This is a genomic window from Clostridium estertheticum subsp. estertheticum (assembly GCF_001877035.1).
Classification (GTDB): domain Bacteria; phylum Bacillota; class Clostridia; order Clostridiales; family Clostridiaceae; genus Clostridium_AD; species Clostridium_AD estertheticum.
This window is the reverse complement of the sequence record NZ_CP015756.1, coordinates 2,794,547-2,816,868: the sequence shown is the minus strand read 5'-3', so window position 1 is coordinate 2,816,868 and position 22,322 is coordinate 2,794,547. Positions and strand designations below refer to the sequence as shown.

The window sequence follows — 22,322 nt, the reverse complement described above, 5'->3', positions numbered from 1 at the left end:
ATATGAGAAGTATGAGAAATAAAAAAACTGTTATTTTAGGAATTATTGGTATGATGGTAATTGGAGCTAGCATTGGTTATAAAGTAAAGTCCAATGATATTATTAAAAAAAATTCTTTAACAGTATCAAGTAGTAAGAGCAAGACTGTTCATAAAACTAAAACTAAAGCTGAACTCGATAGTGAGAGACCAGATAAATCTATAATAAAAGCATCTGATAAGGGGGAAGATGTTATAAGGATACAAACTAGGCTAAAAAAATACGGTTATAATGTTGTTTTGGATGGTGATTATGGTGAAGGTGTAATCTACGCAGTTATGGATTTTCAACAAAGACATAATCTTATAACTAGTGGTAAGGCAACTGCTGAAACAATAGATGTTCTGTACAAAACGCCTACAAAGGACAACATGTACAAGCCAGCCACTCAATCGCTACTAAGCGTAAATGATGTTGATGTAAAATCGACTTATGAAAGTAAATTAAATAGTGGTGAGAATACAAGTTCTACGAATAATTATATTTTAGTAGATCTATCGCAGCAAAGAGTTTATGTTTTTTATGGCTCAATGCATAATTGGAAATTAATTAATACCTTTTCTTGTGGTTCTGGCAAAGCTGAAACTCCAACTGTAACTGGGTATTTCCGCGTTGGTATTAAGGGACTAAATTTCAAATCAGGTACGGACGCTGCACCTGTTTATTGCAAGTATTTTACTCAAATTAGCGGTAATTATTTATTCCATAGTATTTTATATGACAAGAGCGGAAACGTGATAGATGGTAATTTAGGGGCAGTTGAATCACATGGATGCATAAGGCTCGCCCTTGAAAACGCAAAATATATTTATGATAATATACCTATAGGATCTACAATTCACGTAAAATAAATATTTATTATTAATACACTCCGAGACTAATAGCTCGGGGTTTTTAATATGTCGTTAAAATATAAAAGGTTAATTATTGTTGTATGTTAGATTATGTAAATAAATGTTATAAATAGAAATAATAATCTTAAATATTAAAAATATTGCACTAATAGTGATTTTAACAAGTATAATAGAATGAATTAGTTTTCCTTTTGAAGGAGGTATTATTTATGAAAAGAGAATATTTAGAATTAAAAACATGTCGTACAGAAAAAGCTGAATTTATAAAAGAAAAAGAATATATTGTACTTGATACAACAACTGAATATACATATGAATATGACTTTAATACATTACCTTGCTATAGGGTTATAAATGAAAAAGGTGGAGTTGAAATAGTTGTGCCTGATCAAATTTTTTATCCAACGCATAGGTTAATGCAATCTATAAAAGATGTAGTGTATATAGGTGTTTTAGATATAGATGATTTAGTAGAAGGTGAAGTATATTCTGTCTTTAAGATGAATGAAGAAAAAGAAGAACCTATTTATACTATATTTAATGATTCAAACAAACTAATGACATATTATGCTTCTTTATTTGTAACAGAAGATAAGTATCTTAAAATGACTAAAGAGGAACTTTATGATTTTAAAAAAGTGAAAAAAGAAGAATTATTACAAATTGATGATAAGAGAAAAAAAGAGGCCCAAAAGTTATTAGATCAACAATTAGAAGTTGAAAATGCTAAAAAAAGGGATATCCAAAATTCTTTAGATGAAAAAGAAAGGCTACGAAATATAAAAAATTCGAATAATCTAGAGATAGAAAAATTCAAGGAGCTTATAAAAATCTTAAGACCAAATAAAGTAGAAAATACTACTAATACTTTGATGTTTGAAATCAATAAAATAAAAAATAAATTTAATAAACTTTCAGTATTTTTTATTAGTGGATTCGGTATAACAGTAATTTCTTCAATATTTGGAAATGGCTTGTTAAGTTTAGTAATCAGTATAATATATTTAATAACAGGGGTGTCATCATACTTATATTTAAAAAACAATTCATTTGAAAGTCTGATTAAAACTATACCTACAAGTAAGAAATTAGATAAAGAATCGCTAAATTTAATGGTTTCCTTTAGTGATGATATATTGCTGAAATTAAAGAAAATTGAATTGAATTTATTAATATTAGAAACTGGAGCTACAATAAGTAGTGGTACTGTTTCACTAATAAGGGAATCGGTATCCTTTTGTTTAGAAAGTTATAAAACTAAAGACATTAATTTACTAAAAGACATATACGCATTTTTAGATAAAACGCTTGAATATATATATAGCCTGATAGATGGAGATAATTCAGCAGAGGAATATATAGAAAAGCAGATCTATGAAAATGTATCATCTATTATAAAGAGAAACACTGATATTTTCGAACTTATGATTTCAGATAATAAAGAAATTAAAGAAATCATGAAGAAATCAAATTAAAAAGGGGTTTTGAAAATGGAAATGATATTATTAAAGAATGATTTTAATGGTGCTCTAAATGCTTTATTAGAAAACATGGTAGGCAATCATATTAAAGAATGCAAAGAAAAATATCCAACAGAGACGAAAGAACAGTTTAAGGTTGAACTTTCATCAAATGAAGACTTAACAAAAGAACTTGAGAATATAGAAAAAATGATAAGTAGGGATTTATCCTCAAAGGAAATAGTTATATTTAAATACCTATTTAATCACAGCTTAACAAGAAAAATGTATTCAAGTGACAAACTTGTTACAATACATAAACATAACCTAAAAGAATGGGAAATAGATGGGTTAGGTAATTGCTTAGAAGTATATGTTAATAATGAAAATTATGTTGCAGTTAAATGTGAATTAGGAATAATTTATTTATTAGCAGAAGGAAATATAGGTGAAGATCGATATATTTCAGTATCTACTGAAAATAGAGATACAATCTCAGACAATGTTTTTCAAATTGAAGGTGGTGTGCAAGTTGCGAATATAGATATATGCACATCAGAAGGTACCATTATTTTTACTAATGGTAAAAAGCTACATATAAAGCTAAATAGGGATATTAATCTTGTAGATAGTGATGATTATAATAGCACAGTAAAAGGTATTATAACTGAATTTAAATAGCTATTTGAAATGGGAAGATAAAGGAATTATCACTATCGCTGGAATGGAAAAGAAGGGTTCTATGGATTATGCAGAGAAATTACATGAAGTTTTTGAATTTGGAAAAAGTAGTAAATAAAAATATTCAGAAATGAATTATTTTAACATAAAATGTGTTATTATGTAACTATTAACAATAACGAGGCGCTAAGCTGTTGTTAAATTTATATTTTTATAGCTTTCATTGTGTCTTTATTCGAAGGCATAAAGATATATAAAAAACAGGAGGGTTTTATTAATGAAAAATATTAAAAAAATGATGACAATGGGGTTTGTGTTATTGATAGTTACGCTGTCAAAACCAGTAATGGCAATGGGAGTAGGTAGCTTTGCCGATGTTCTAGATTATTCTGTGGTAATAGGAGATAGTATGTATACACTAGATTTTGTAAATAATCCAACAAATGCAAATCAAATTAGTGACTTAGTAGCTAAAAACAAAGGTGATATTTTTATAAAAACAGACGATAGCGGTTGGATAAAAAATAGTGATGGGACAAAAGTGAATAAAGAGTATGTAGATATTTCAACTATTAAATATAATAATGGTCAAGTAATTGGAGATACATTAACTTCATCAGTAGGTAAAATTGATTTGATCTCAACTAAATTAACAAGAACAGCAGCAAATAAAGCTACATTTAAGTATAAAATATTAGACAAAGCTGGTAAGGATATTACTAGGACAGTCCCAGCTTATGAGATGATGATGAAAAATTTCTATATAAATTCCGCGCGTGGTTCAATAATTTTAGATCCACTAACAGGAACCGGTACAATAACATATGACTTCTCTGATACTGACCAATTTGTTACAATAGACTTATTGGCATCTAATGGAGCATATGCAAAATCAACCTTATCTTTAGGTGATGCTAAAGCGGAAGATGTTTTAGGTATATCAGATATTAGCATTGTAGCACCTGACGTAATGACAATTCCTTATAAAATTCAAAATAATGCTAATTTAACAAAGACTGGACCAAACACAACTACATTCCAATATAAAGTTAAAAATATATACGGGTATGATATTACTAAAAAAATTCCAGCTAGTCAAATAGAAGCGATTGCATCTGTAAGCTCAACAGTAATCTTAGATCCAAAAACATCAACTGGTACAATAACGTATAATTCTGCTGCTGATGTTAATAAAACAATTAATATTTTATTAAAAGATAAAATAACTGGCGTAAAGTCAGACTCAGTGCTGTTTACATCCGAGGCTGCAGTTGAAAGTCCCAAGGTAAGTAAGATTACTATAACTTCAGATAAAATGGGAATTGCTCCTTCAATAGGAATTGGTTATGCAACATATAAGGTATTTAATCAATATGGATTTGACATTACAGATTCACCTCTTAGTGATAGTGTAACCTTCAAAAGTGAAGCTGGTACAATTGTATCCAAGGGTGGTATAATTACAATGACAGCCAACAAAGGTACTAATTTTAGTACTCTTAAATCAGCAGTAATAACCGGTAGTGATTCAATTACTGGGACTTCAACAAGTGCTACATTGAATTTAAAATAATACAATATAACTAAACAATTATTGAAGATACTGTATTATTTAGTAGATGAATTTAAAACCAGTTTGGATATAAAATATGAAAAGATAGGGCACATTATGGAAACTAATTCCAATATGTGCCCTATCTTATTTAAATAACAATAATATTGATTCAACAATAACCTAAAAAATAAAATCTTTTACTTTTAAACAAATCCATTCTAGTTAGTTCTAAGCATTAGATTATTTAGTTGTTTTTCTATAATGTTATTAGGAATATACATAAAAAACAATAAATTTATAGACTTAATTAGTATTTCATATATGATCCATGGAGATTCTATTTTTTTTACCAAAATATAGAGGAAAATTATGAATGTTTGTTGAATTATGTAAAGAGAGGGTATCATTAACGGTAACGTGTTAAATTTACATAATATTTATAAGTGGGAATTATAAAATTAATTTTTCAAATTGGTAAAGATGGTTATCAATTTGAAGGAGAGTATTGCATATGATAAAAATGATGAATATTATTAAATTAAGTGAAGGGAGAATGAGAATGGCTTCTAAAAAAGGAATAGTATTACTAACCATGACAATTATTATGATTAGCTTATTTATTGGATGTGGTAATAATACTATGAGTAAAATTTATAATGACGATAGTAAAATAGCTAATGTATCTGACACTTTTGGATTAGATGAAAGCGAGGAAACAATAGAGTCAGGAATATATAAAGGAAAGTTGAAATTAAGTGGAAGTGGAACTATTTGGGCATATGAAAGTAGTACAGATTTTGATTTACAAGTTCCATATACCTTATCAATAAATGGTGGAAAGGCAAAAATTGTTTTAATATCTCCTGACAATAAAGTTGTTAATCTTGTAGAAAATACAGCTAAAGCTACTATAAAGGGAGAAACAGTATTAACTGTACCAATTAAGAAAGGTAACAACCGTATAAAAGTAGTAGGTTATGAAAAAGCAGATATAAATATTGAATTACAAATAGATAAGGGTACATTTAAAAAAATAAGTTTTTAATTTGTGTGCTTTCCAAAAACTTGTGGGATGGTTTGATCGAGTGTAGACGTATGAATTTGCATAGAGGGGGATAGAAATATGAGTTTAGTGGTAGGAACATTGTTTATCGTATTCGGTTTTATATTAATGAAGTATCCACCGAGTAGGAATAATGTGATGGGGTATAAATCACTTTTAGCAATGAAGAATCAGGATACCTGGAATGCAGCACAGAAACATAGTGGATTTATTTTAATGATATTTGGAGCTATTAATGGTATTTTTGGAATTTGGTCAATAATTCAGCCAATGACGATTAATAAAGAAAAGATTCAACTATTATTACTAATATTAAGTGCTGTAGCTATTTTAGCTGTTGAGGAAATACATTTGATAAAACTATTTAATATGGATGGAAGCAGAAAAAAAACGAATAATTTATAATATTTGATTTTTTTCTGCTTCTTCATAGGTAAAGTTGGAAATGAAAATAGTGAATAGAATGGCAAATAGAATAGATACTATTTTAATTAACAGGAGGTAACGGTGTGATAATTAAATCAGAAACAAAAATAACTGGAGTCGGAGGGTATGTTCCAAAAGATATTCTTACCAATTATGATTTGCAGAAGTTGGTAGATACAAGCGATGAATGGATTATTAGACGCACAGGTATAATAAAAAGACACATTAGTAGTGAAACTGAAAATGCAAGCAATTTAGCTATCAAGGCTGTTGAAAATTTAATTGAAGTTTACGGGGCTGACTTATCTGATGTAGATATGATAGTGGTCTCAACAACTAGCCCCGACCACATTGTCCCAAATGTAGCCTCATTAATTCAGGGTCATTTTGGCATCAGAAAAACAGGTGTTATGGATATAAATGTAGCTTGCACAGGATATGTCTACGCATTATCGGTAGCAAATGCATTTATTACAATTGGTCAAAATAAAAAAATTCTAGTTGTAGCAACTGAGGCAATATCTAAACTTATTGATTATACAGATAGAAACACATGTATACTTTTTGGTGACGGGGCATCAGCATTTTTATTAGAAAAAACTGATGGAAAAGGCGCCTTCATTGCTACAAATTTTGAAACAAATGGTAGTGGGGCTGATAGTATTTATTGTAGCAATCATTCAAAAAACATTGGGGAATCATCTGTTATAAAGGAACATCATATTGTTCAAAATGGTGCTGAAGTATATAGATACGTTATGAAAAATGTAGTAGATGGTATTAAAACACTTTTAGAAACCTCTCAGCTCTCACTTTCAGATATTAAGTGGTTTGTACCTCACAGTGCAAATTTGCGTTTGATTGAAGGGATATGCAAACGTCTTGAGTATCCTATTGAGAAAACTTTAGTTAGCGTAACAGAATTCGGAAATACTTCAAGTGCGTCTATTCCACTAGCTATTTGGCTAGCATTAAAAGAAAGTAAAATAGCAACAGGTGATAAGATACTACTTTATGGATTTGGCGGTGGACTTACCCATGGTGGAATTATTATTGAATGGTAAGAAAAAATTTAATTTATATACATAAGTACAATGAAGCAGAGCTGCTGTTTGAAATTATGAAGCGTGTTTTACTTTTAATACCAAAATTCTCTCAACCAAACGCGTAGCTCCAAGTCTGTGAGATATACATATTACTAAGCAATTATTCGCTTGTAGTATGTATATATTTTTATTAAAAAACTTTGCATAAAACAAATTATTTTTTCATTTCTAATATATTGGATAATCCTGAAACTATAGGCATAACATTATACGCATATTTATTGCTTAGTATAATAATTACATACTTTTTATTAATATCCTTTCCTAAATACGATGTATAGCCTAGTGTACTTCCATTATCCCAAATCATTGTATTTCCGTTAGCCTTTTTAGTTATAATTAATCCATATCCATAACTATGTAGATGTGGTGTAATCATTCCATTTAATGATTCTTTTTTAATTAATTTTCCATCAAGTAGTGCATTATACCATGTATATAAATCATCAACTGTTGAATAAATACCTCCAGCGGAGGGTAGTATTAATCCTTCTTTATCAAAGGACGTTGTATATTCGTCTGTTTTCTTAGGACGATAATATCCATTTGCTTTGCCTTTTATTATAGCTTTATAAGTTAAAAATCCGGTATCAATTAATTTTAAAGGTTTAAATATATTTTTGTCTATATACTCCTCGTAGTTAATGCCAGACACCTTTTCTATTATATATCCAAGTAATATATAATTTGAACTACTGTACTCATACTTTGTTCCTGATTTAAAATGACGTGGCTTATTTTTAAATAGCTTAACACTTTCCTTTAGAGTATAGGTATGTTTCCAGCCTATTGGCGATATAGAAGATTGATTATAATCAGGAATTCCTGAGGTGTGAGTGAGCAAATTATAAATTTTTATTTTATCTCCATCTGGATAATCTGGAATATATTTGTCAACTGTGTCTTGGACATTTAAAAGTTTCTTTTCTTGTAACATTAAAATTGCTGTAGCAGTAAATTGTTTAGTTAAGGATGCAATTTCGAAAGCTGTTTTAGGTTTATTAACAATTTTTTTATTATAGTCGGCCATTCCATATCCTTTATCTGATAATACCTTATTATCTTTAGCAACGAGAATGCTACCACTAAATTTATCATTTGGAGAATAAGAATCTATATATTTAGATATCTTAGATCCAATTTCACTATCATCTATTTTCACACTAGTATCTATTTTTGGACTATTATCTGTTTTGACACTATTATTTGTTTTTGGAATATTAAGTGTGGAGGTTGTACTTTTACCACAGCCTGTTGTTATTATTATGAATGTAAATAATAAAGAGGTTATCTTTATTATATTTTTTTTTGTCATTATTATATCCTCCCCAATTATTCATATGGCCACTTGCATATGTATCAAACTAAAAATGCAAAATGGCCTAATTATATTTTTAGTATATATTAAAAAATACAAAACAGAATTTTACAAGTGCGGTGTGATGTATTTATTTAATTATACTGTAAATTTTATATAAATACTTAAAAATTTGGATATAAATTTTAAATATAAGGTATATTCGAATGTTGAGCACTATAATAATGGTTCTAATTATTTGATTGTCTAATGAGTAAAAATATTTTAACAAAATCATTCGAAAAACTGAATAGTTCTGCGTCTATGGGTATAGACAGGAAATATATATCTAAATGCAATATATATTTTACAAATAGAAATATATATTGTATGATGTTAGTTATTTGAAAATGAAAAGAGGGGTTTTTATTATGAAAGCTAAACTGAAAGACGAACGTATAGTAAAGCAATCCAATGAAATTTGTGCACGCTTGTATCCGTTAATTATTATTTTAACAATAATACAAGTTATTTTTAAATATTTTTTATTAACACAAAATATTACAGACTACATTTTAGAAATAAATGCAATACTAGGTTCTAGTGGATATTTGTTTATTAGAACCTATGTTACTGGGATACCATTGTTTAAACATTCTGATAAGTGTATCCATGAGATTCAAAATCGTTATATAATGCATAGTTTTTATATTTGTTTTATTATCTATGTTTTTGGTGAATTTATTTTGATGTTCGCATTTGATAAATTGATTTTATCGTCTACTTATGTTCTAGTTTGGATTATCCCTGCTTGTATATATACTTTTAAAATAGTAAAAAATGGCTTATTTGTTTGGGGTAGCAAAAAAGCAGAGGTAGCTGGAGTAAAATCATTTAAAGTGAGAGTAGCAATCGGAAGCATTTTCTATGGTGTTGTTATGGAATGGAAAGTACTATTTAAGAATAATAGTTTTCATCCGATTGGTTTGGTTTTGGTTATTATAATGGCTATTGTTTGGGGTATACTATTTTATTTCATCATGAAGAGTATTAGAAATAAATCGGAGCGACATTCAAACAATGAGTTAATGGAAATGGAACAAGAAAATAAAAACAATATGTAATATAACAGGAGAAAAATATGAAGAATAAAAAAATGAAAATAGCTAGAATTGAATGTGACTTATCTCAAGAACAATTGGCAGACAATGTGAGAGTTACAAGGCAAACAATTGGGCTTATTGAATCTGGAAAATATAATCCATCCATTAAGTTATGTATCGCAATATGTAAAACCTTAAATAAAACTTTAAATGATTTGTTTTGGGAAGATGAAAGTTTATAATATTTTTAAAAGTTACATTGCGATCGTATAAAAGGGTTAAGTAAAATTATTTGTATTATAGGATAATAGGAGCTAACCATTTTGCCATAGACAATGAAGCTATAGTAATCGAGACAGATGGAAAATGGAATTGAAGGAGCTTTTATGATGTAGGTGTTTCACTCCTTCATGTTTAATTATAATGGGTGTTAATATTTTTAGCTAGATATTTACTATTGTTTGGTAAGCGTTTATTATGATATAAATTTCTCTTTAAATTTTTTTTATCTTGGAGTCGTTTTTTTCATTCAAATCCACCCCAATTAAATCTAATGCGAAAATAACAATTGGTATACCAAGTAACAGACCCCAAGTTCCCATAAACTGTTCTGATATTATTAATGTTGTAAAAGTAAAAAATATTGGAAGATGGGTTGTATCAGACATAAACATTGGGTTTAAAACATAACTTTCAATAGTATGAATTACCAAGATCATAATAAGTACAAAAACTACTTTAATTAATCCTCCTATTTTAAAGGCAATTAGACATAAGGGAATTAAAGAAAAAAACACTCCAACTACAGGTACAAGACTTAAAATAAATATCATAAAGGCAAGGGCGAACAATGCAGGAAAGCCCATTATAGTAAGTCCTATAATTGATAATGTTGTATTTGCAATAGCTATCATTATTTGAGCTCGTATTACTTTACCAAAAGAATTTAAAAAATTATTACCAAAATAGCTTAAATAATTGTATGCTGAAGATACTTTACTATGTTTAAACTTATATAGAAATTTTAATACACTAGCTTTCTCTAATACAAATACCAAACTTAATAGAAGTGCCATAAAAAAATTCAAGCCACATTTACCAAAATCAGTTATAAAAATCATAATACTTTGAATCCCAGTTTTAGCATAACTTGCTATGTTGATTTGATGAAATATAGGTGCGAAATACTTCATAGTTCCTTTTGTATCTATTACGAAATTATTGTATTCCATTCTACGTAAAATATGTAAACTTTGAGAAATGGCAAGTGGTATATATTTCACTGCTAGTAGCACTACAGTTATTGTCATAAACATGTATATAATTATAGTAATAATAGCTGGGTTTACCTTTATAACCTTGTTAATTTGTTCAGTTAATAAACTTTGTAGACTATTTGCTAAATAAGAAATCATAAAAGTTAATAAAACCAAATTTAAAATAGATCTGATTAGGAAAGCAAATAATACTAAAGCTGCTATTAATAATACTTTTATTACCGATTCTTTGTGAAATAATTCTATTATTGTTTGCATTTAAAATACTCCTCATCTTGTTTTATTAGAATTTGTCATATGTATTTAAATATTTTACCATATGTTGTTATTATAATAAGTTATTATCTTATTTGTTTATTATAGCAATTATTTGGGGTGTACGGCAAATTATAATTGAAATTAATAAAAATAATTTTTAGAATTAGCTCTAAATTTAGATTATAACGGTTTTTCAATAAAATTGATTAGTATCTATAGGTATAAATAATGTGAATTATAATAATAGTACAAGTATTGCGAATAAATATGTACAAGTATTAGGTAGTGTAGTTAAACAACCAGTAGTATCTAAAGTACAAGATGGTGTAACAACATCTATTGTAAACATAAAAACTGGGGCATCAACTACTTCTTCTATACAAGGGAAATTAGCTAACAAGACTAAAATTGAAATTATGGGAAAAGTAGGTAATTTTTATAAAATAAGCTATAGTGGTAAAATAGGATATGTAAGTAATCAATATGTAAAAATAACAACTAAATAAGCATTATATATTGAAACTTAAAAATCCATATCGATTATGATATGTATTTTTAACTTTTTTTTATTTCTAAAAATAGATTGTGGTGATGAATTACCTTTCATTTAAATAGCTCCTCACCTCATAATTATGGTATGATATAAATGTATATTATTGGTCGAAATTGTAATCAATAGCTAAGCAAAATATTATTATAAAAACAGAAGAATTGAATAATTGTTAAATGGATTTTATCATATATATTAGTTTAAAGAAAGAAGCAGGAAATTTAATGGTTATTATGCGATGATTACATAGGAGGGGGGAGTAAAATTAATGTGGAATATTTTTAAAAAGAAGAAACTATTAATAACTGATGATTGTTCTATAGATATGAATAATATTCCTAAACATATCGGAATTATTATGGACGGAAATGGAAGATGGGCAAAAAAACGGAAATTACCTAGAAATATAGGTCATAAAGCAGGGGTTGAAGCTTTAAGGGATGTAGTAAAAGAATGTAGTAAAATAGGTGTAAAATATTTAACATTATACGGGTTTTCAACGGAAAACTGGGGAAGACCGGCTGATGAAGTAAATGCTTTAATGAAGTTGCTTGTAGAATATCTTAAAAGTGAGTTTGAAGAGTTATATAAAAACGATGTTGTAATAAACAATATCGGTGATATAACTAAACTTCCATTAATATGCCAAAATGCATTGAATAATGCATTTGAAAAGTCAAAGAATAATAAGGGGTTAGTATTAAATTTAGCCTTTAATTATGGTGGCAGAGCTGAATTGATTATGGCCTTTAAAAAAATTAATGAAGATATTGAGTATGGAAAAATAAATAAAGTTGATTTAGATGAAAAATTAGTGGCTAACTATTTATATACGGCTGGAATGCCTGATCCCGATATTATTATAAGACCAAGTGGAGAACAGAGGCTAAGTAATTTTCTGCTGTGGCAAAGTGCTTATTCAGAGTTTTGGTATTCAGATATATATTGGCCTGATTTTAAGGCTAAGCATTTACATATGGCGATACATGATTATCAAAAAAGAGATAGACGCTTCGGTGGAATTTAGCTGGGTGTGCTAAATCATCAATTGGAATTAATGCAAATTATATTTTGCAAAATCCCAAACAAATACTGGAACTTATATAAGTTTAATTTAATTAATTCCTTAAGCAAGAGACATTCAAAAAAATATTTTCCTATTAGGTTAAATGTCTCTCTCTCAAAGAATTATTGCAACATCGTTAGCTTTTAAATTTAAGCCCTTAAAGATATATTTTCTTCAGATTCAGATACAGACGCATCTTCATCTTCATCTTTAACAATAATATTTACGAACTTTTCTCCATACGGAAGACAAAATTGTATACATGGGCCTGTTAATAATGCGGATATTATTGTACCTATTCCAAATACTCCGCCGAGTGCAAAGCCTATTATTACAAAGCTAATATCTAACACCATACGAATCCAACGGTATTCTAGATTGATTTTATCTTTTACAATAAATGGAACAATGTCATTTGGTGCTACACCTAGATTACTTGCTTTAAGCATAGAAAATCCAATTGCAATTAAAACACAACCTATTACGACTAAAAGTATTTTTGCACCAATATTTAAAGATGTAATTGGGAAAAACGAAACAGCCTTTACTCCAAGGTCAATAATGGGTCCTACTCCAACAACGCATATAAGTGTTCCTATCTTTATACGACGTCTTTCAACTGCAAGTATTATGCAAAACAATACAAATAAAATAACCATATTAGCATTTCCGGGTGTTTTATTTAATAAAGATGCTATTCCTTGAGTGAATAAAGTAAATGGATCGGAACCAATATTAGTTTTTAAAAATAATGCTACTCCAATCTGTATAATACTCATTCCTACAAAAAATATAGTTAGTCTTTTAATTAGATTTAGTTTTTTAGTCATATTTTCCATTCCTTTCTTTATATTTTATAGTTTCGTAATCTGCAACACGTTTATCGGTATTCATTTATGTTCGATTTATGTTTCAGTTAGCTTCGCTTGTTTTCATTTTACTGTATTTTGTAAACGGCGTCAAGAGCATAACCAATTTCAAGAGTAATAAATATCAAAAATAGAAATAAAAGGTAGATAAACATCAAAAATAAAAGGTATATATACAATTTAGTCTGAAATGTGTTAAAGTAAATGAATAATAATTGGAATTAGGAGGCGTATTATGAATAAAATACTATGTATTGGTGAATTGTTAATTGATTTTATTTGTTCAGATATTAATAGTGGTTTAACCAAAGGAGAAAATTTTGTAAAAAAAGCAGGAGGTGCACCGGCTAACGTATCAGCAGCAATATCAAAGTTGGGAGGCCGAGCATATTTTGCAGGGAAAGTTGGTAATGATAACTTTGGTATGTTCTTGAAGGAAACATTAGAGGAAGCCGGAGTAGACACATCTATGCTTATATTTGATAAAAATTCTAAGACTACTTTAGCATTTGTTTCGTTGAATGGAGATGGAGAAAGAGATTTTATTTTTAATAGAGGTGCAGATGAATTATTAACTTTTGATGAGCTAGATCGTGATAAGCTAAAATCTTTTAAGATAATGCATTTTGGTTCTGCAACTGCACTTTTAGGTGGACCTTCAAAGGAAACTTATTTAAAAGCCATGGAGCTTGCTTTTGAAAATGAAGTTTTTATTTCTTTTGATCCTAATTATAGAATAGATTTGTGGAAAAATAGATTGAGTGACTTTGTAGAAATATCAAAACAATGTCTTAAATATTCAGATTTTGTTAAAGTAAGTGATGAAGAAATAAAAATAATTTCAGGTAAAGAAAATTTAGATGAAGGTATTAAGTTGTTTCATAGCTTAGGTGCAAAAGTAGTAGCTGTTACACTTGGAGAAGCAGGCACATTAATTTCTACCAATGAAGGAAGTAGTATAATCAATAGTATAAAAATTAAATGTATTGATTCAACAGGAGCTGGTGATGCATTTGTAGGCGCATTTCTTTATAAACTTGCACAGCTAAAGGATCCAAAATCATTTATGAATAATCCGGGTATTATTAAAGATATAATAACTTTTAGTAATAAAGTTGGCGCTATTACATGTACAAAGCTCGGGGCTATAGCATCTCTACCAACGCTGGAAGAAGTACAAATGTTAAAATAGTTTAAATAAGTAACAAAACAAGGTTTAAGACTAGTTACCTTATATATAAATATGAAAATTATGGATAAGGAACAATTAATTTTGTTCCTTTTTTTAAATGTAGAGAAAGATAGTAGCATTCATCACAAGTTTATCTTATGTTATGCTTTTAAAGATTTAATGCATGTTATTAAATCCAAGTAACATCTAATGGGTTACGATCTACCAGTCGTTTATAGACATATTGAGGATACCCAACCATAACTGCACCTGTTAACACCTTATTCTTCGGAATATTAAATAACTCTAATAGTGGATAATAATTAGCAAATGCACACATTTCAAGGAGTCCATCCCAACAGCTACCTAATCCGAGAGTCGTTGCAAACAATTCCAAGTAAGCAAATGAAAAGATTGTATTTTCTCTACCATTTTTCATTTCTTTTGGAGCCATTGCTAAAATTAAATTTGGAGCATCACGTAATATTTGATCAATTCCAGTTTCTCTATAAGCACGAATATGATAAGGAAAACTCCAGTGTAAAGGATTTTCACCTTGTGATTCCATCCACTCTATGACAACCTCTGTAGCTTTTTTTAGTATTTTTTTATCTTCAACAATTATATATGATATTCCTTGCTGATTACTAGCAGTAGGCGCGAAACGTGCAATATTAACTAATTCGATTAATTGCTCTCGTTGTACTGCCATATCTTTGTAACATCGGATTGATCGTCTAGACCTAAGAAACTGTTTAGCAGTCTCTTGATTTATAACTGGGAACTTTTTTAGAGTGGTCTGTTTATTTAAGGGTGATTTGATATTGTCAATTGCACTGGTAGGGCATACAGCAACACATTGTCCACAGGCTATACATCCTTGCGGCTTAATGGCTATAGGACCATTTTCGTTCATACCCAAGATTTTTGGTGGGCATACTTTCGTACAAATCCCACATTTAATACACTTTAATTGATTTACTTTAATTAATTCCATTATTTTTCACTCCTATTTTTTTATTTTATAATTCCAAAATATGTTTCTGTTGGTATAACTATATGATATAGTGCTATTATTTACAAGTACATACATATTAGTGGCTTAGTACCAATTTACATACCCAATATACCTATTATACGCAACATATTTAAACTATTTTGTATATTAAATGTAAATATAGTATTATATAATTAGAAATAAAAACACAGTTTTGGTTGGTAGTCCAAACCTATCTATATGAACGTAGATAGCAGTAACCTTCCCTCCTGGGGTCGTCCATTCTCTATATTTAGTTTTATATATCAGGAGGAGATTTAAAATGAACGTTAGTATTAAGCTTACTGTATTTTTTGAAGGTATGTTTTGGGTAGGTGTTTTTGAGAGAATATCCGCAAAAAAATATGAAGTTTCGAAGGTTGTATTTGGTTCTGAGCCAAAGGATTATGAGGTGTATGATTTTATATTAAAAGAATTTTGTAATTTAAGGTTTAGTAACTATTTATCAATTAAAGAATTTAAAGATAAAAAGATAAATCCTAAAAAACTTCAAAAGCAAATAAAGAAACAAACCGAAAATAATGGGATAGGAACCAAAGCACAACTTGCTATGAAATTGCAGCAAGAATCAAATATTGTAGAAAGAAAAAAGAATTCAAAAGATGAAAATGAACAAGAAAAAGAAAGGCAATTTGCAATGCATGAGTTGAAAAAGAAGGAAAAACATAGAGGTCATTAATTCATAGTGACCTCTATGTTTTTCCTTCTTTTAAATCCCGTATTAATAATTTCAAATGTGGATGTACTATTTTGTTTTCTAATTCTTTTAATTATTGAATAATATGGTATAATATGATATATAAGGGTTGCTGTTTGAGGAGTGATTGTATGAAAAAATGCATTGTAATAATGGAATAGGCATTAAAGTATTTTAATACAAAGGAGAGATTTAAATATGACTATTCCAAATTCAAATAAAATATATCCAAGAAGTAATGACAACCAAACAATATATCTTAAAAATGTAATTACAAGGGATAATATAAAAGTTGGAGATTATACAATATATAATGATTTTAATAATGATCCAAGGGATTTCGAAGAAAATAATGTATTATATCAGTATGCTGTAAACAATGATAAATTAATAATTGGAAAGTTTTGTTCAATTTCATGTAAAGCGAAGTTTCTTATGACAAGTGGAAATCACACAATGAAATCACTATCTAATTATACATTTCCAATATTTTATGAGGAATGGGATTTACCCGTCAGCCATATAACCGATGCATGGGATAATAAGGGTGATATTGAAATTGGAAATGATGTGTGGATAGGTTATGACGCTATAATCATGTCAGGGGTGAAGATTGGTGATGGTGCAATTATTGCAACTAGAGCATTGGTTACCAAGGATGTTCCTCCATATACTATTGTTGGAGGAGTACCCGCAAAAGTTATAAAGAAAAGGTATGATGATGAAACAATTTCTAAATTGCTTAAAATTAAGTGGTGGAATTGGACATATGAAAAAATCCAAGCAAATGTTAAATATATTCAATCAGGGAACATTGATAAGTTAAAGTGAACAGGTTGGTATTTTGTGTCTCATTCTTCACAAGTAAAGTCATATCTAACGATATGGCTTTACTTTATTAGTGAGTATATTACTTTCACTTTCAGGCTATTTTCCATTCTTAAAACATTAGAAAACACTATATTTTCAAAAGTTAAGGCGATATTGGTTTTCTATATTTCTTTATGATATTTAGAAAAATACGCCACTCAAATAGGAGGCAGGTTATCTATGAAAACAGAAATATTAAATGTTAAAGATTTAAATATTAATTACAAAAATATTGTAAAAGGTGCAGAGTATCTAAAAAATGGTGAGGTTATTGCAATTCCAACAGAAACTGTTTATGGATTAGCTGCAGATGCTTTTAATGAAAAGGCAATAAAAAAAATTTTTGAAGTTAAAGGAAGGCCGCAGGATAATCCATTATTGGTACATATATATAAAGTGGAACAGGTTTACGATATATGCAAAGATATTTCAAAAGAGGCAGAGACAATGTTTGGTAATTTTTGGCCCGGATCAGTAACTTTAATTTTTAATAAGAAAGATTGTATTTCTGATACAATTACTGCAGGAATGAAAACTGTAGGAGTTAGATTTCCCGAAAGTGAAATAGCAAGGGCTATAATTAAAGAAAGTGGAACTTTATTAGTAGCTCCATCTGCAAATTTATCAGGAAAGCCATCAACTACTAGTGTAGAGCATTGCTATAATGATTTAAATGGGAAAATTCCTTGCATTTTAGATGGAGGGGCGTGTTCAATTGGGTTGGAGTCAACAATTATAGATATGTCTACTCCAGTCCCAATACTTCTAAGACCAGGAGCAATAAGCTTGGATGACATATGTAAGGTAATACCAAACCTTATATACAAAAAAGATTTATTAAGCGTGAAAGAAATGGATATTCCAAAGGCTCCAGGAATGAAATATAGACACTATGCACCAGATGCACCTCTAACATTGGTTGAGGGAGAGTATATAAAAACGTCTAAATGGATTAAAGAAAATGCAAATGAGAACGATGTTATAATTTGTTTTCAAGAATTTTTAAATGATTTTAAGGATTACCAACATATATATAGTTTAGGAAGTTTTAAAATGTTAAATATAGCTGCACAAAAGATATTTGATTTGATTAGAGAATGTGATAAATTGAATGTAAGTCATATTTATGTACAAGCTCCAAATAATAGTGGTTTAGGGAATTCTATAATTAATCGATTAGAAAAAGCAAGTGCAGGAGATATTATTCATATATAAATTATCAGTCAATATTTAATTAATAGGATGCTTGTATTCTTTTTTCAAAATATAAAGGAAAATTATGAATGTCTGTTGAATTGTGTAAAGATAACATGAGTCTTGTTTGAATATTCAGAAAGGATGAGGAGATTTATGATATTTAAGTTGGTTGAGCCAAAACTTGAAATGGAAAAAGAATATAATAATTATATAGTTGAATGGGAAAAATCAGGAGAAGAAATAATTCCATACGCATCGAGAAAGAGTATGGTCAATTATGAAGATTTAATTAATTGTTGGAAGAACCAAAAAACCAATAAAGCATATGAAGAAGGATTTGTTCCATCTACTCTATATTTTTTAATTGATGAAAACATGAAAATTTATGGTGCTCTACATATTAGACATGAATTAAATGATTTTTTGCTAAATTATGGTGGACATATTGGATATGGGATAAGACCTTCTGAACGTAAAAAAGGTTATGCTACGAAGATGCTTTCACTATCATTATCATTATCATTAGTGAAACAGTTAGGTATTAAAAAGGCATTGGTTACGTGTGACAAAATAAATATAGCTTCAGCAAAAACTATATTAAATAATGGTGGAGTATTAGAGAATGAGGTTATTGAAGAGGGTGAAGTGACTCAGAGATATTGGATAAATATTAAATCACAAAATACTTTGTTATCTTAATTAACTACGTTGAAAATACAGATAGACCAATAAGGTAATCAAAATACAAATTTTAATTGAGAATGATATTTCGTGGTAAGTAATCCTAAAATTGAGAATATATGATTTAATATGTTAAGATCCTGAATGTAGTATAATTCGAAAAAATATATATTATAAGAGGTGAAACTAATGAAAACGGTAGTAATATACAAGTCCAAAACAGGTTTTACAAAAAAATACGCAGAATGGATTTCCGAGGCGTTATCAGCGGATATTTTTGATATTTCAAGGGTTGATATAAATGTAGTTACAAATTATGATACCGTGATTTATGGCGGCAGTTTGTATGCTGTTGGTATTATTGGAGTAAAATGTATAACGAAAAATCTCGACAAATTTAAAGGTAAAAAAGTCGTTGTTTTCGCAACGGGGGCATCACCATCGAGTGAAGAGGTAATACGTGAAGTAAAAGATAAAAATTTTACTCCCGAGGAACAGAAATATGTACAGTTCTTTTATTTAAGAGGTGGATTTGATTATAGTAAAATGAAACCTTTTGATAAAGCACTTATGACATTACTAAAATGGAAAATTAAGATGAAAAAAGAATTAACACCTGAGGCAAGAGGCATGTTAGCCATGTATGACAAGCCAGTAGATTTTACAAGAAGAAAGAATATAGATGAAATAATAACTTATGTTAATTCATAACATTCATAATATGTAGAACTATCAACAGAGTTACTAAGATGAAATACACATAAAATTTAAAACAAGAAAGGAAGTGGAAATTTAGTGGGTTTGTATACTTAAAGTACACGCTCTCACTAAAGATAATCTATGGAAAACAAACTTAAATATCGCTTAATTACTGGAAAAGATGATGCAAATTTTTGCAAGAAAATTTCTGAATTACTTAATGAAGGGTATAAATTATACGAAGCTCCATCATGTACTTTTAATGGACAAGATGTAATTGTGGCACAAGCATTAATTCTTAATGAGTGTGACAATCTTGATATTGGTTTTAAAAGAACTGTTAAATAAAAGTAAAAAATATATTCAGCTTAATTGATACAGATTGTTTTTTATGTCCTCTCAAGTAACCCCATATCATTAGATGTGGGGTTTAATTGTTAAGTATCACTAGTAATAATAATGCTTGCGATTTAAATGATATCATACCATATATCTTCATTTTATTTCGAAAAACATCTATAAATTATTTCCAAAATGGTATTGACTCTAACGTAACGTCATAGATTATTATAAATTTGTAGGGAAGATTAATAAAGAACAAAGGAGTTGATTTTATGTCTTATAAAATAAAAGAAGTAGCTGATATGGTTGGTGTAAGTGTGCGTACACTCCATCATTATGATCAGATAGGCATCTTAAAGCCAAAGTCTGTAACAACGGCCGGATATAGACTCTACACTGATGATGACCTTGAAAGATTGCAACAAGTTTTGTTTTTTAAAGAGTTGGATTTTACCCTTCTAGAAATAAAAGAAATTTTAGATAATCCAGATTTCGATAGAAAACATGCATTAAAGACACATAGGGAGCTATTGATAGAAAAAAAGAAGAGACTCGATAAGATTATAAAATCTGTAGATAAAACTATAGATTACATTGAAGGAGGAATAGATATGACTAAGAATGAAATGTTTGAGGGGTTTGATATAAGCGAAATAGAGGCTCATAAAGAAAAATATGCAGAGGAAACGAAGCAAAAATATGGCGACACTGATGCCTACAAGGAAAGTTTGAAAAAAACCTCAAAATACACAAAAGAGGATTGGGCTAGGATTAATGCAACTAATGGAAAAATCAACGAGAAAATTATAGCTAACATGGATAAAGGAATAGGTAATTCAGAAGTTCAAAAGGCAGTTGCTGAGTTAAGACAACACATTACTGATAATTTTTATGATTGTACTATAGAAATATTTAGAGGTCTTGCTGATTTATATGTTAAAGATGAACGTTTCACGGCTAACATTGATAGGCAGAAAGAAGGTTTAGCTAAGTTCTTAAGTGAGTCAATGATTTACTATTGTGATAATGCAAAATAGGTGCTACTCAAGTTGTAAGTCTGGGTTTTCTATAATTTGGACAAAACCTATGCTAAGACATAAATGAATAAATATCATATGGTTTAGCAGGGCATGAGCGATTTAAAATTGTTGCGTAACTGCAGATTATTATTCAACAAATTTGAGGAGGAAAGAATGAAGTTTTTAAGAAAAGTTATTGTAATATTATTAACTATAATAATATTTATTGGGGGAGTTATTATAACTCATATAACTCCTTCAATATCTATTAGAACACATTTATTTGTAACTGGACATCCGATTGGAGCTTTTAAAGTAAGTGTACATGTTAATAAAGGTCAATATGAAATGGATAAAGAAATTCTTGATAATGAAAATACTATGATTTATAGAACTGCTGATTACAACTTATATGATGGAGCAACAGGAAATCCAATAGGCAATTATAAAGTTGAAAAATCGTGGATTTTATATTTTGCTCAGCAATATGGGGAGGCATAATTAAATCATATCCTGGGTCGCTGCAACAGATTCGAAGAAGATGCATTGGCGACTTCAATGGAGTGTATGCACTTTTATACTTATCAGAATCTATTGCTATCATGACATTAGGTATTGCTTTTTACGCAGCTATAGTTTTAATTTGACAATTTAAGGTATACCCATTTAGCAAGCACAGAAGACAACAATCTAGGCTATACCATACCATAAACAATACGATTATCAAATTCTTGTCTTATATAGCAGACAAGGAGTGTGAGGAAATACAGTGTAGAAAAACTAAAAATGATAAAAATAAAATTATTTGGAGTTTGTTATTTACTTGATGACCTCTTTATAGATTATACCCACTAATTATTAATATATTTATACTAGGTTAGATACTTATAAAATAGAAGTTAATATTGACAACATTAACAATTTTTGATATGTTTGAAGATGATAAATTTATAAGTGGGTTAGAACCCATAAAAAAGGGAAGGGT

24 protein-coding genes are annotated in these 22,322 nt (G+C 28.8%); 20 read left to right on the top strand and 4 right to left on the bottom strand.

Features of this window, described 5'->3' with window-relative positions; all coding sequences use genetic code 11:
* Window positions 1–11 precede the first annotated feature (11 nt).
* The 7 genes from A7L45_RS12930 to A7L45_RS12900 all read left to right on the top strand — a co-directional run bounded on the left by A7L45_RS12930 (window position 12) and on the right by A7L45_RS12900 (window position 7,142).
* Window positions 12–890 (top strand): L,D-transpeptidase family protein, encoded by an 879-nt coding sequence (locus tag A7L45_RS12930; protein ID WP_071614973.1) that lies wholly within the window; start codon window positions 12–14, stop codon window positions 888–890.
* Between the two features lie 212 nt (window positions 891–1,102).
* A complete protein-coding gene (locus A7L45_RS12925; protein WP_071613162.1) occupies window positions 1,103–2,368 on the top strand; it encodes a hypothetical protein in 1,266 nt (421 codons plus the stop codon).
* 15 nt (window positions 2,369–2,383) lie between these two features.
* On the top strand, window positions 2,384–3,034 hold the full coding sequence (locus A7L45_RS12920) for a hypothetical protein (RefSeq protein WP_071613161.1): 651 nt from the start codon (window positions 2,384–2,386) through the stop codon (window positions 3,032–3,034).
* Between the two features lie 277 nt (window positions 3,035–3,311).
* Window positions 3,312–4,607 (top strand): hypothetical protein, encoded by a 1,296-nt coding sequence (locus A7L45_RS12915; RefSeq protein ID WP_071613160.1) that lies wholly within the window; start codon window positions 3,312–3,314, stop codon window positions 4,605–4,607.
* Between the two features lie 493 nt (window positions 4,608–5,100).
* Window positions 5,101–5,634, top strand: a complete 534-nt coding sequence (locus A7L45_RS12910) for a 50S ribosomal protein L7ae (protein WP_224616935.1) — start codon at window positions 5,101–5,103, stop codon at window positions 5,632–5,634.
* A 78-nt stretch (window positions 5,635–5,712) separates the two neighbouring features.
* A complete protein-coding gene (locus A7L45_RS12905) occupies window positions 5,713–6,057 on the top strand; it encodes an SdpI family protein (protein WP_071613159.1) in 345 nt (114 codons plus the stop codon).
* A gap of 104 nt (window positions 6,058–6,161) precedes the next feature.
* Window positions 6,162–7,142 (top strand): ketoacyl-ACP synthase III, encoded by a 981-nt coding sequence (locus A7L45_RS12900; protein WP_207647734.1) that lies wholly within the window; start codon window positions 6,162–6,164, stop codon window positions 7,140–7,142.
* 196 nt (window positions 7,143–7,338) lie between these two features.
* Here A7L45_RS12900 and A7L45_RS12895 read toward each other — a convergent pair whose 3' ends face one another.
* Window positions 7,339–8,499, bottom strand: coding sequence for a serine hydrolase domain-containing protein (locus A7L45_RS12895; RefSeq protein WP_071613158.1), 1,161 nt, complete (start codon window positions 8,497–8,499; stop codon window positions 7,339–7,341).
* A 413-nt stretch (window positions 8,500–8,912) separates the two neighbouring features.
* Here A7L45_RS12895 and A7L45_RS12890 point away from each other — a divergent pair, with 413 nt between their 5' ends.
* Both A7L45_RS12890 and A7L45_RS12885 read left to right on the top strand, forming a co-directional pair.
* On the top strand, window positions 8,913–9,605 hold the full coding sequence (locus tag A7L45_RS12890; protein ID WP_071613157.1) for a DUF6773 family protein: 693 nt from the start codon (window positions 8,913–8,915) through the stop codon (window positions 9,603–9,605).
* Between the two features lie 17 nt (window positions 9,606–9,622).
* The gene (locus tag A7L45_RS12885) at window positions 9,623–9,826 is read left to right on the top strand and encodes a helix-turn-helix transcriptional regulator (RefSeq protein WP_071613156.1); all 204 of its coding nucleotides are present in this window, start codon (window positions 9,623–9,625) and stop codon (window positions 9,824–9,826) included.
* A gap of 252 nt (window positions 9,827–10,078) precedes the next feature.
* On the opposite strand, the gene A7L45_RS12880 is transcribed toward A7L45_RS12885, so the two are convergent.
* Window positions 10,079–11,119 (bottom strand): AI-2E family transporter, encoded by a 1,041-nt coding sequence (locus A7L45_RS12880; RefSeq protein ID WP_071613155.1) that lies wholly within the window; start codon window positions 11,117–11,119, stop codon window positions 10,079–10,081.
* A 230-nt stretch (window positions 11,120–11,349) separates the two neighbouring features.
* Here A7L45_RS12880 and A7L45_RS12875 point away from each other — a divergent pair, with 230 nt between their 5' ends.
* Window positions 11,350–11,625, top strand: coding sequence for an SH3 domain-containing protein (locus A7L45_RS12875; RefSeq protein ID WP_071613154.1), 276 nt, complete (start codon window positions 11,350–11,352; stop codon window positions 11,623–11,625).
* Between the two features lie 312 nt (window positions 11,626–11,937).
* On the top strand, window positions 11,938–12,696 hold the full coding sequence (locus A7L45_RS12870; protein WP_071613153.1) for an isoprenyl transferase: 759 nt from the start codon (window positions 11,938–11,940) through the stop codon (window positions 12,694–12,696).
* A gap of 188 nt (window positions 12,697–12,884) precedes the next feature.
* Here the strand turns inward: A7L45_RS12870 and A7L45_RS12865 are convergent, their stop codons facing one another.
* Window positions 12,885–13,565: a YczE/YyaS/YitT family protein gene (locus A7L45_RS12865; protein WP_071613152.1), complete on the bottom strand. Its 681-nt coding sequence runs from the start codon at window positions 13,563–13,565 to the stop codon at window positions 12,885–12,887.
* Between the two features lie 274 nt (window positions 13,566–13,839).
* Here A7L45_RS12865 and A7L45_RS12860 point away from each other — a divergent pair, with 274 nt between their 5' ends.
* Entirely contained in the window at window positions 13,840–14,796 is a 957-nt protein-coding gene (locus tag A7L45_RS12860) for a carbohydrate kinase family protein (protein WP_071613151.1), read from the top strand.
* A 169-nt stretch (window positions 14,797–14,965) separates the two neighbouring features.
* Here the strand turns inward: A7L45_RS12860 and A7L45_RS12855 are convergent, their stop codons facing one another.
* The gene (locus tag A7L45_RS12855; RefSeq protein WP_071613150.1) at window positions 14,966–15,772 is read right to left on the bottom strand and encodes a nitroreductase family protein; all 807 of its coding nucleotides are present in this window, start codon (window positions 15,770–15,772) and stop codon (window positions 14,966–14,968) included.
* Window positions 15,773–16,094: 322 nt separating this feature from the next.
* Here A7L45_RS12855 and A7L45_RS12850 point away from each other — a divergent pair, with 322 nt between their 5' ends.
* The 8 genes from A7L45_RS12850 to A7L45_RS12815 all read left to right on the top strand — a co-directional run bounded on the left by A7L45_RS12850 (window position 16,095) and on the right by A7L45_RS12815 (window position 21,838).
* Complete coding sequence (locus A7L45_RS12850; RefSeq protein WP_071613149.1) at window positions 16,095–16,511, top strand: YjdF family protein; 417 nt, start codon at window positions 16,095–16,097, stop codon at window positions 16,509–16,511.
* A gap of 216 nt (window positions 16,512–16,727) precedes the next feature.
* Window positions 16,728–17,360 carry a CatB-related O-acetyltransferase gene (locus tag A7L45_RS12845; RefSeq protein WP_071613148.1) on the top strand — a complete coding sequence of 211 codons (633 nt, stop codon included), beginning with the start codon at window positions 16,728–16,730 and terminating at the stop codon, window positions 17,358–17,360.
* 219 nt (window positions 17,361–17,579) lie between these two features.
* Window positions 17,580–18,614, top strand: coding sequence for an L-threonylcarbamoyladenylate synthase (locus A7L45_RS12840; protein WP_071613147.1), 1,035 nt, complete (start codon window positions 17,580–17,582; stop codon window positions 18,612–18,614).
* Window positions 18,615–18,749: 135 nt separating this feature from the next.
* The gene (locus A7L45_RS12835; RefSeq protein ID WP_071613146.1) at window positions 18,750–19,295 is read left to right on the top strand and encodes a GNAT family N-acetyltransferase; all 546 of its coding nucleotides are present in this window, start codon (window positions 18,750–18,752) and stop codon (window positions 19,293–19,295) included.
* A 171-nt stretch (window positions 19,296–19,466) separates the two neighbouring features.
* Window positions 19,467–19,988, top strand: a complete 522-nt coding sequence (locus tag A7L45_RS12830) for a flavodoxin domain-containing protein (RefSeq protein ID WP_071613145.1) — start codon at window positions 19,467–19,469, stop codon at window positions 19,986–19,988.
* A gap of 129 nt (window positions 19,989–20,117) precedes the next feature.
* Complete coding sequence (locus tag A7L45_RS12825) at window positions 20,118–20,324, top strand: DUF1737 domain-containing protein (protein WP_071613144.1); 207 nt, start codon at window positions 20,118–20,120, stop codon at window positions 20,322–20,324.
* Between the two features lie 266 nt (window positions 20,325–20,590).
* Window positions 20,591–21,355, top strand: coding sequence for a MerR family transcriptional regulator (locus tag A7L45_RS12820; RefSeq protein WP_071613143.1), 765 nt, complete (start codon window positions 20,591–20,593; stop codon window positions 21,353–21,355).
* A 156-nt stretch (window positions 21,356–21,511) separates the two neighbouring features.
* The gene (locus tag A7L45_RS12815; protein ID WP_071613142.1) at window positions 21,512–21,838 is read left to right on the top strand and encodes a hypothetical protein; all 327 of its coding nucleotides are present in this window, start codon (window positions 21,512–21,514) and stop codon (window positions 21,836–21,838) included.
* Window positions 21,839–22,322: the final 484 nt, after the last annotated feature.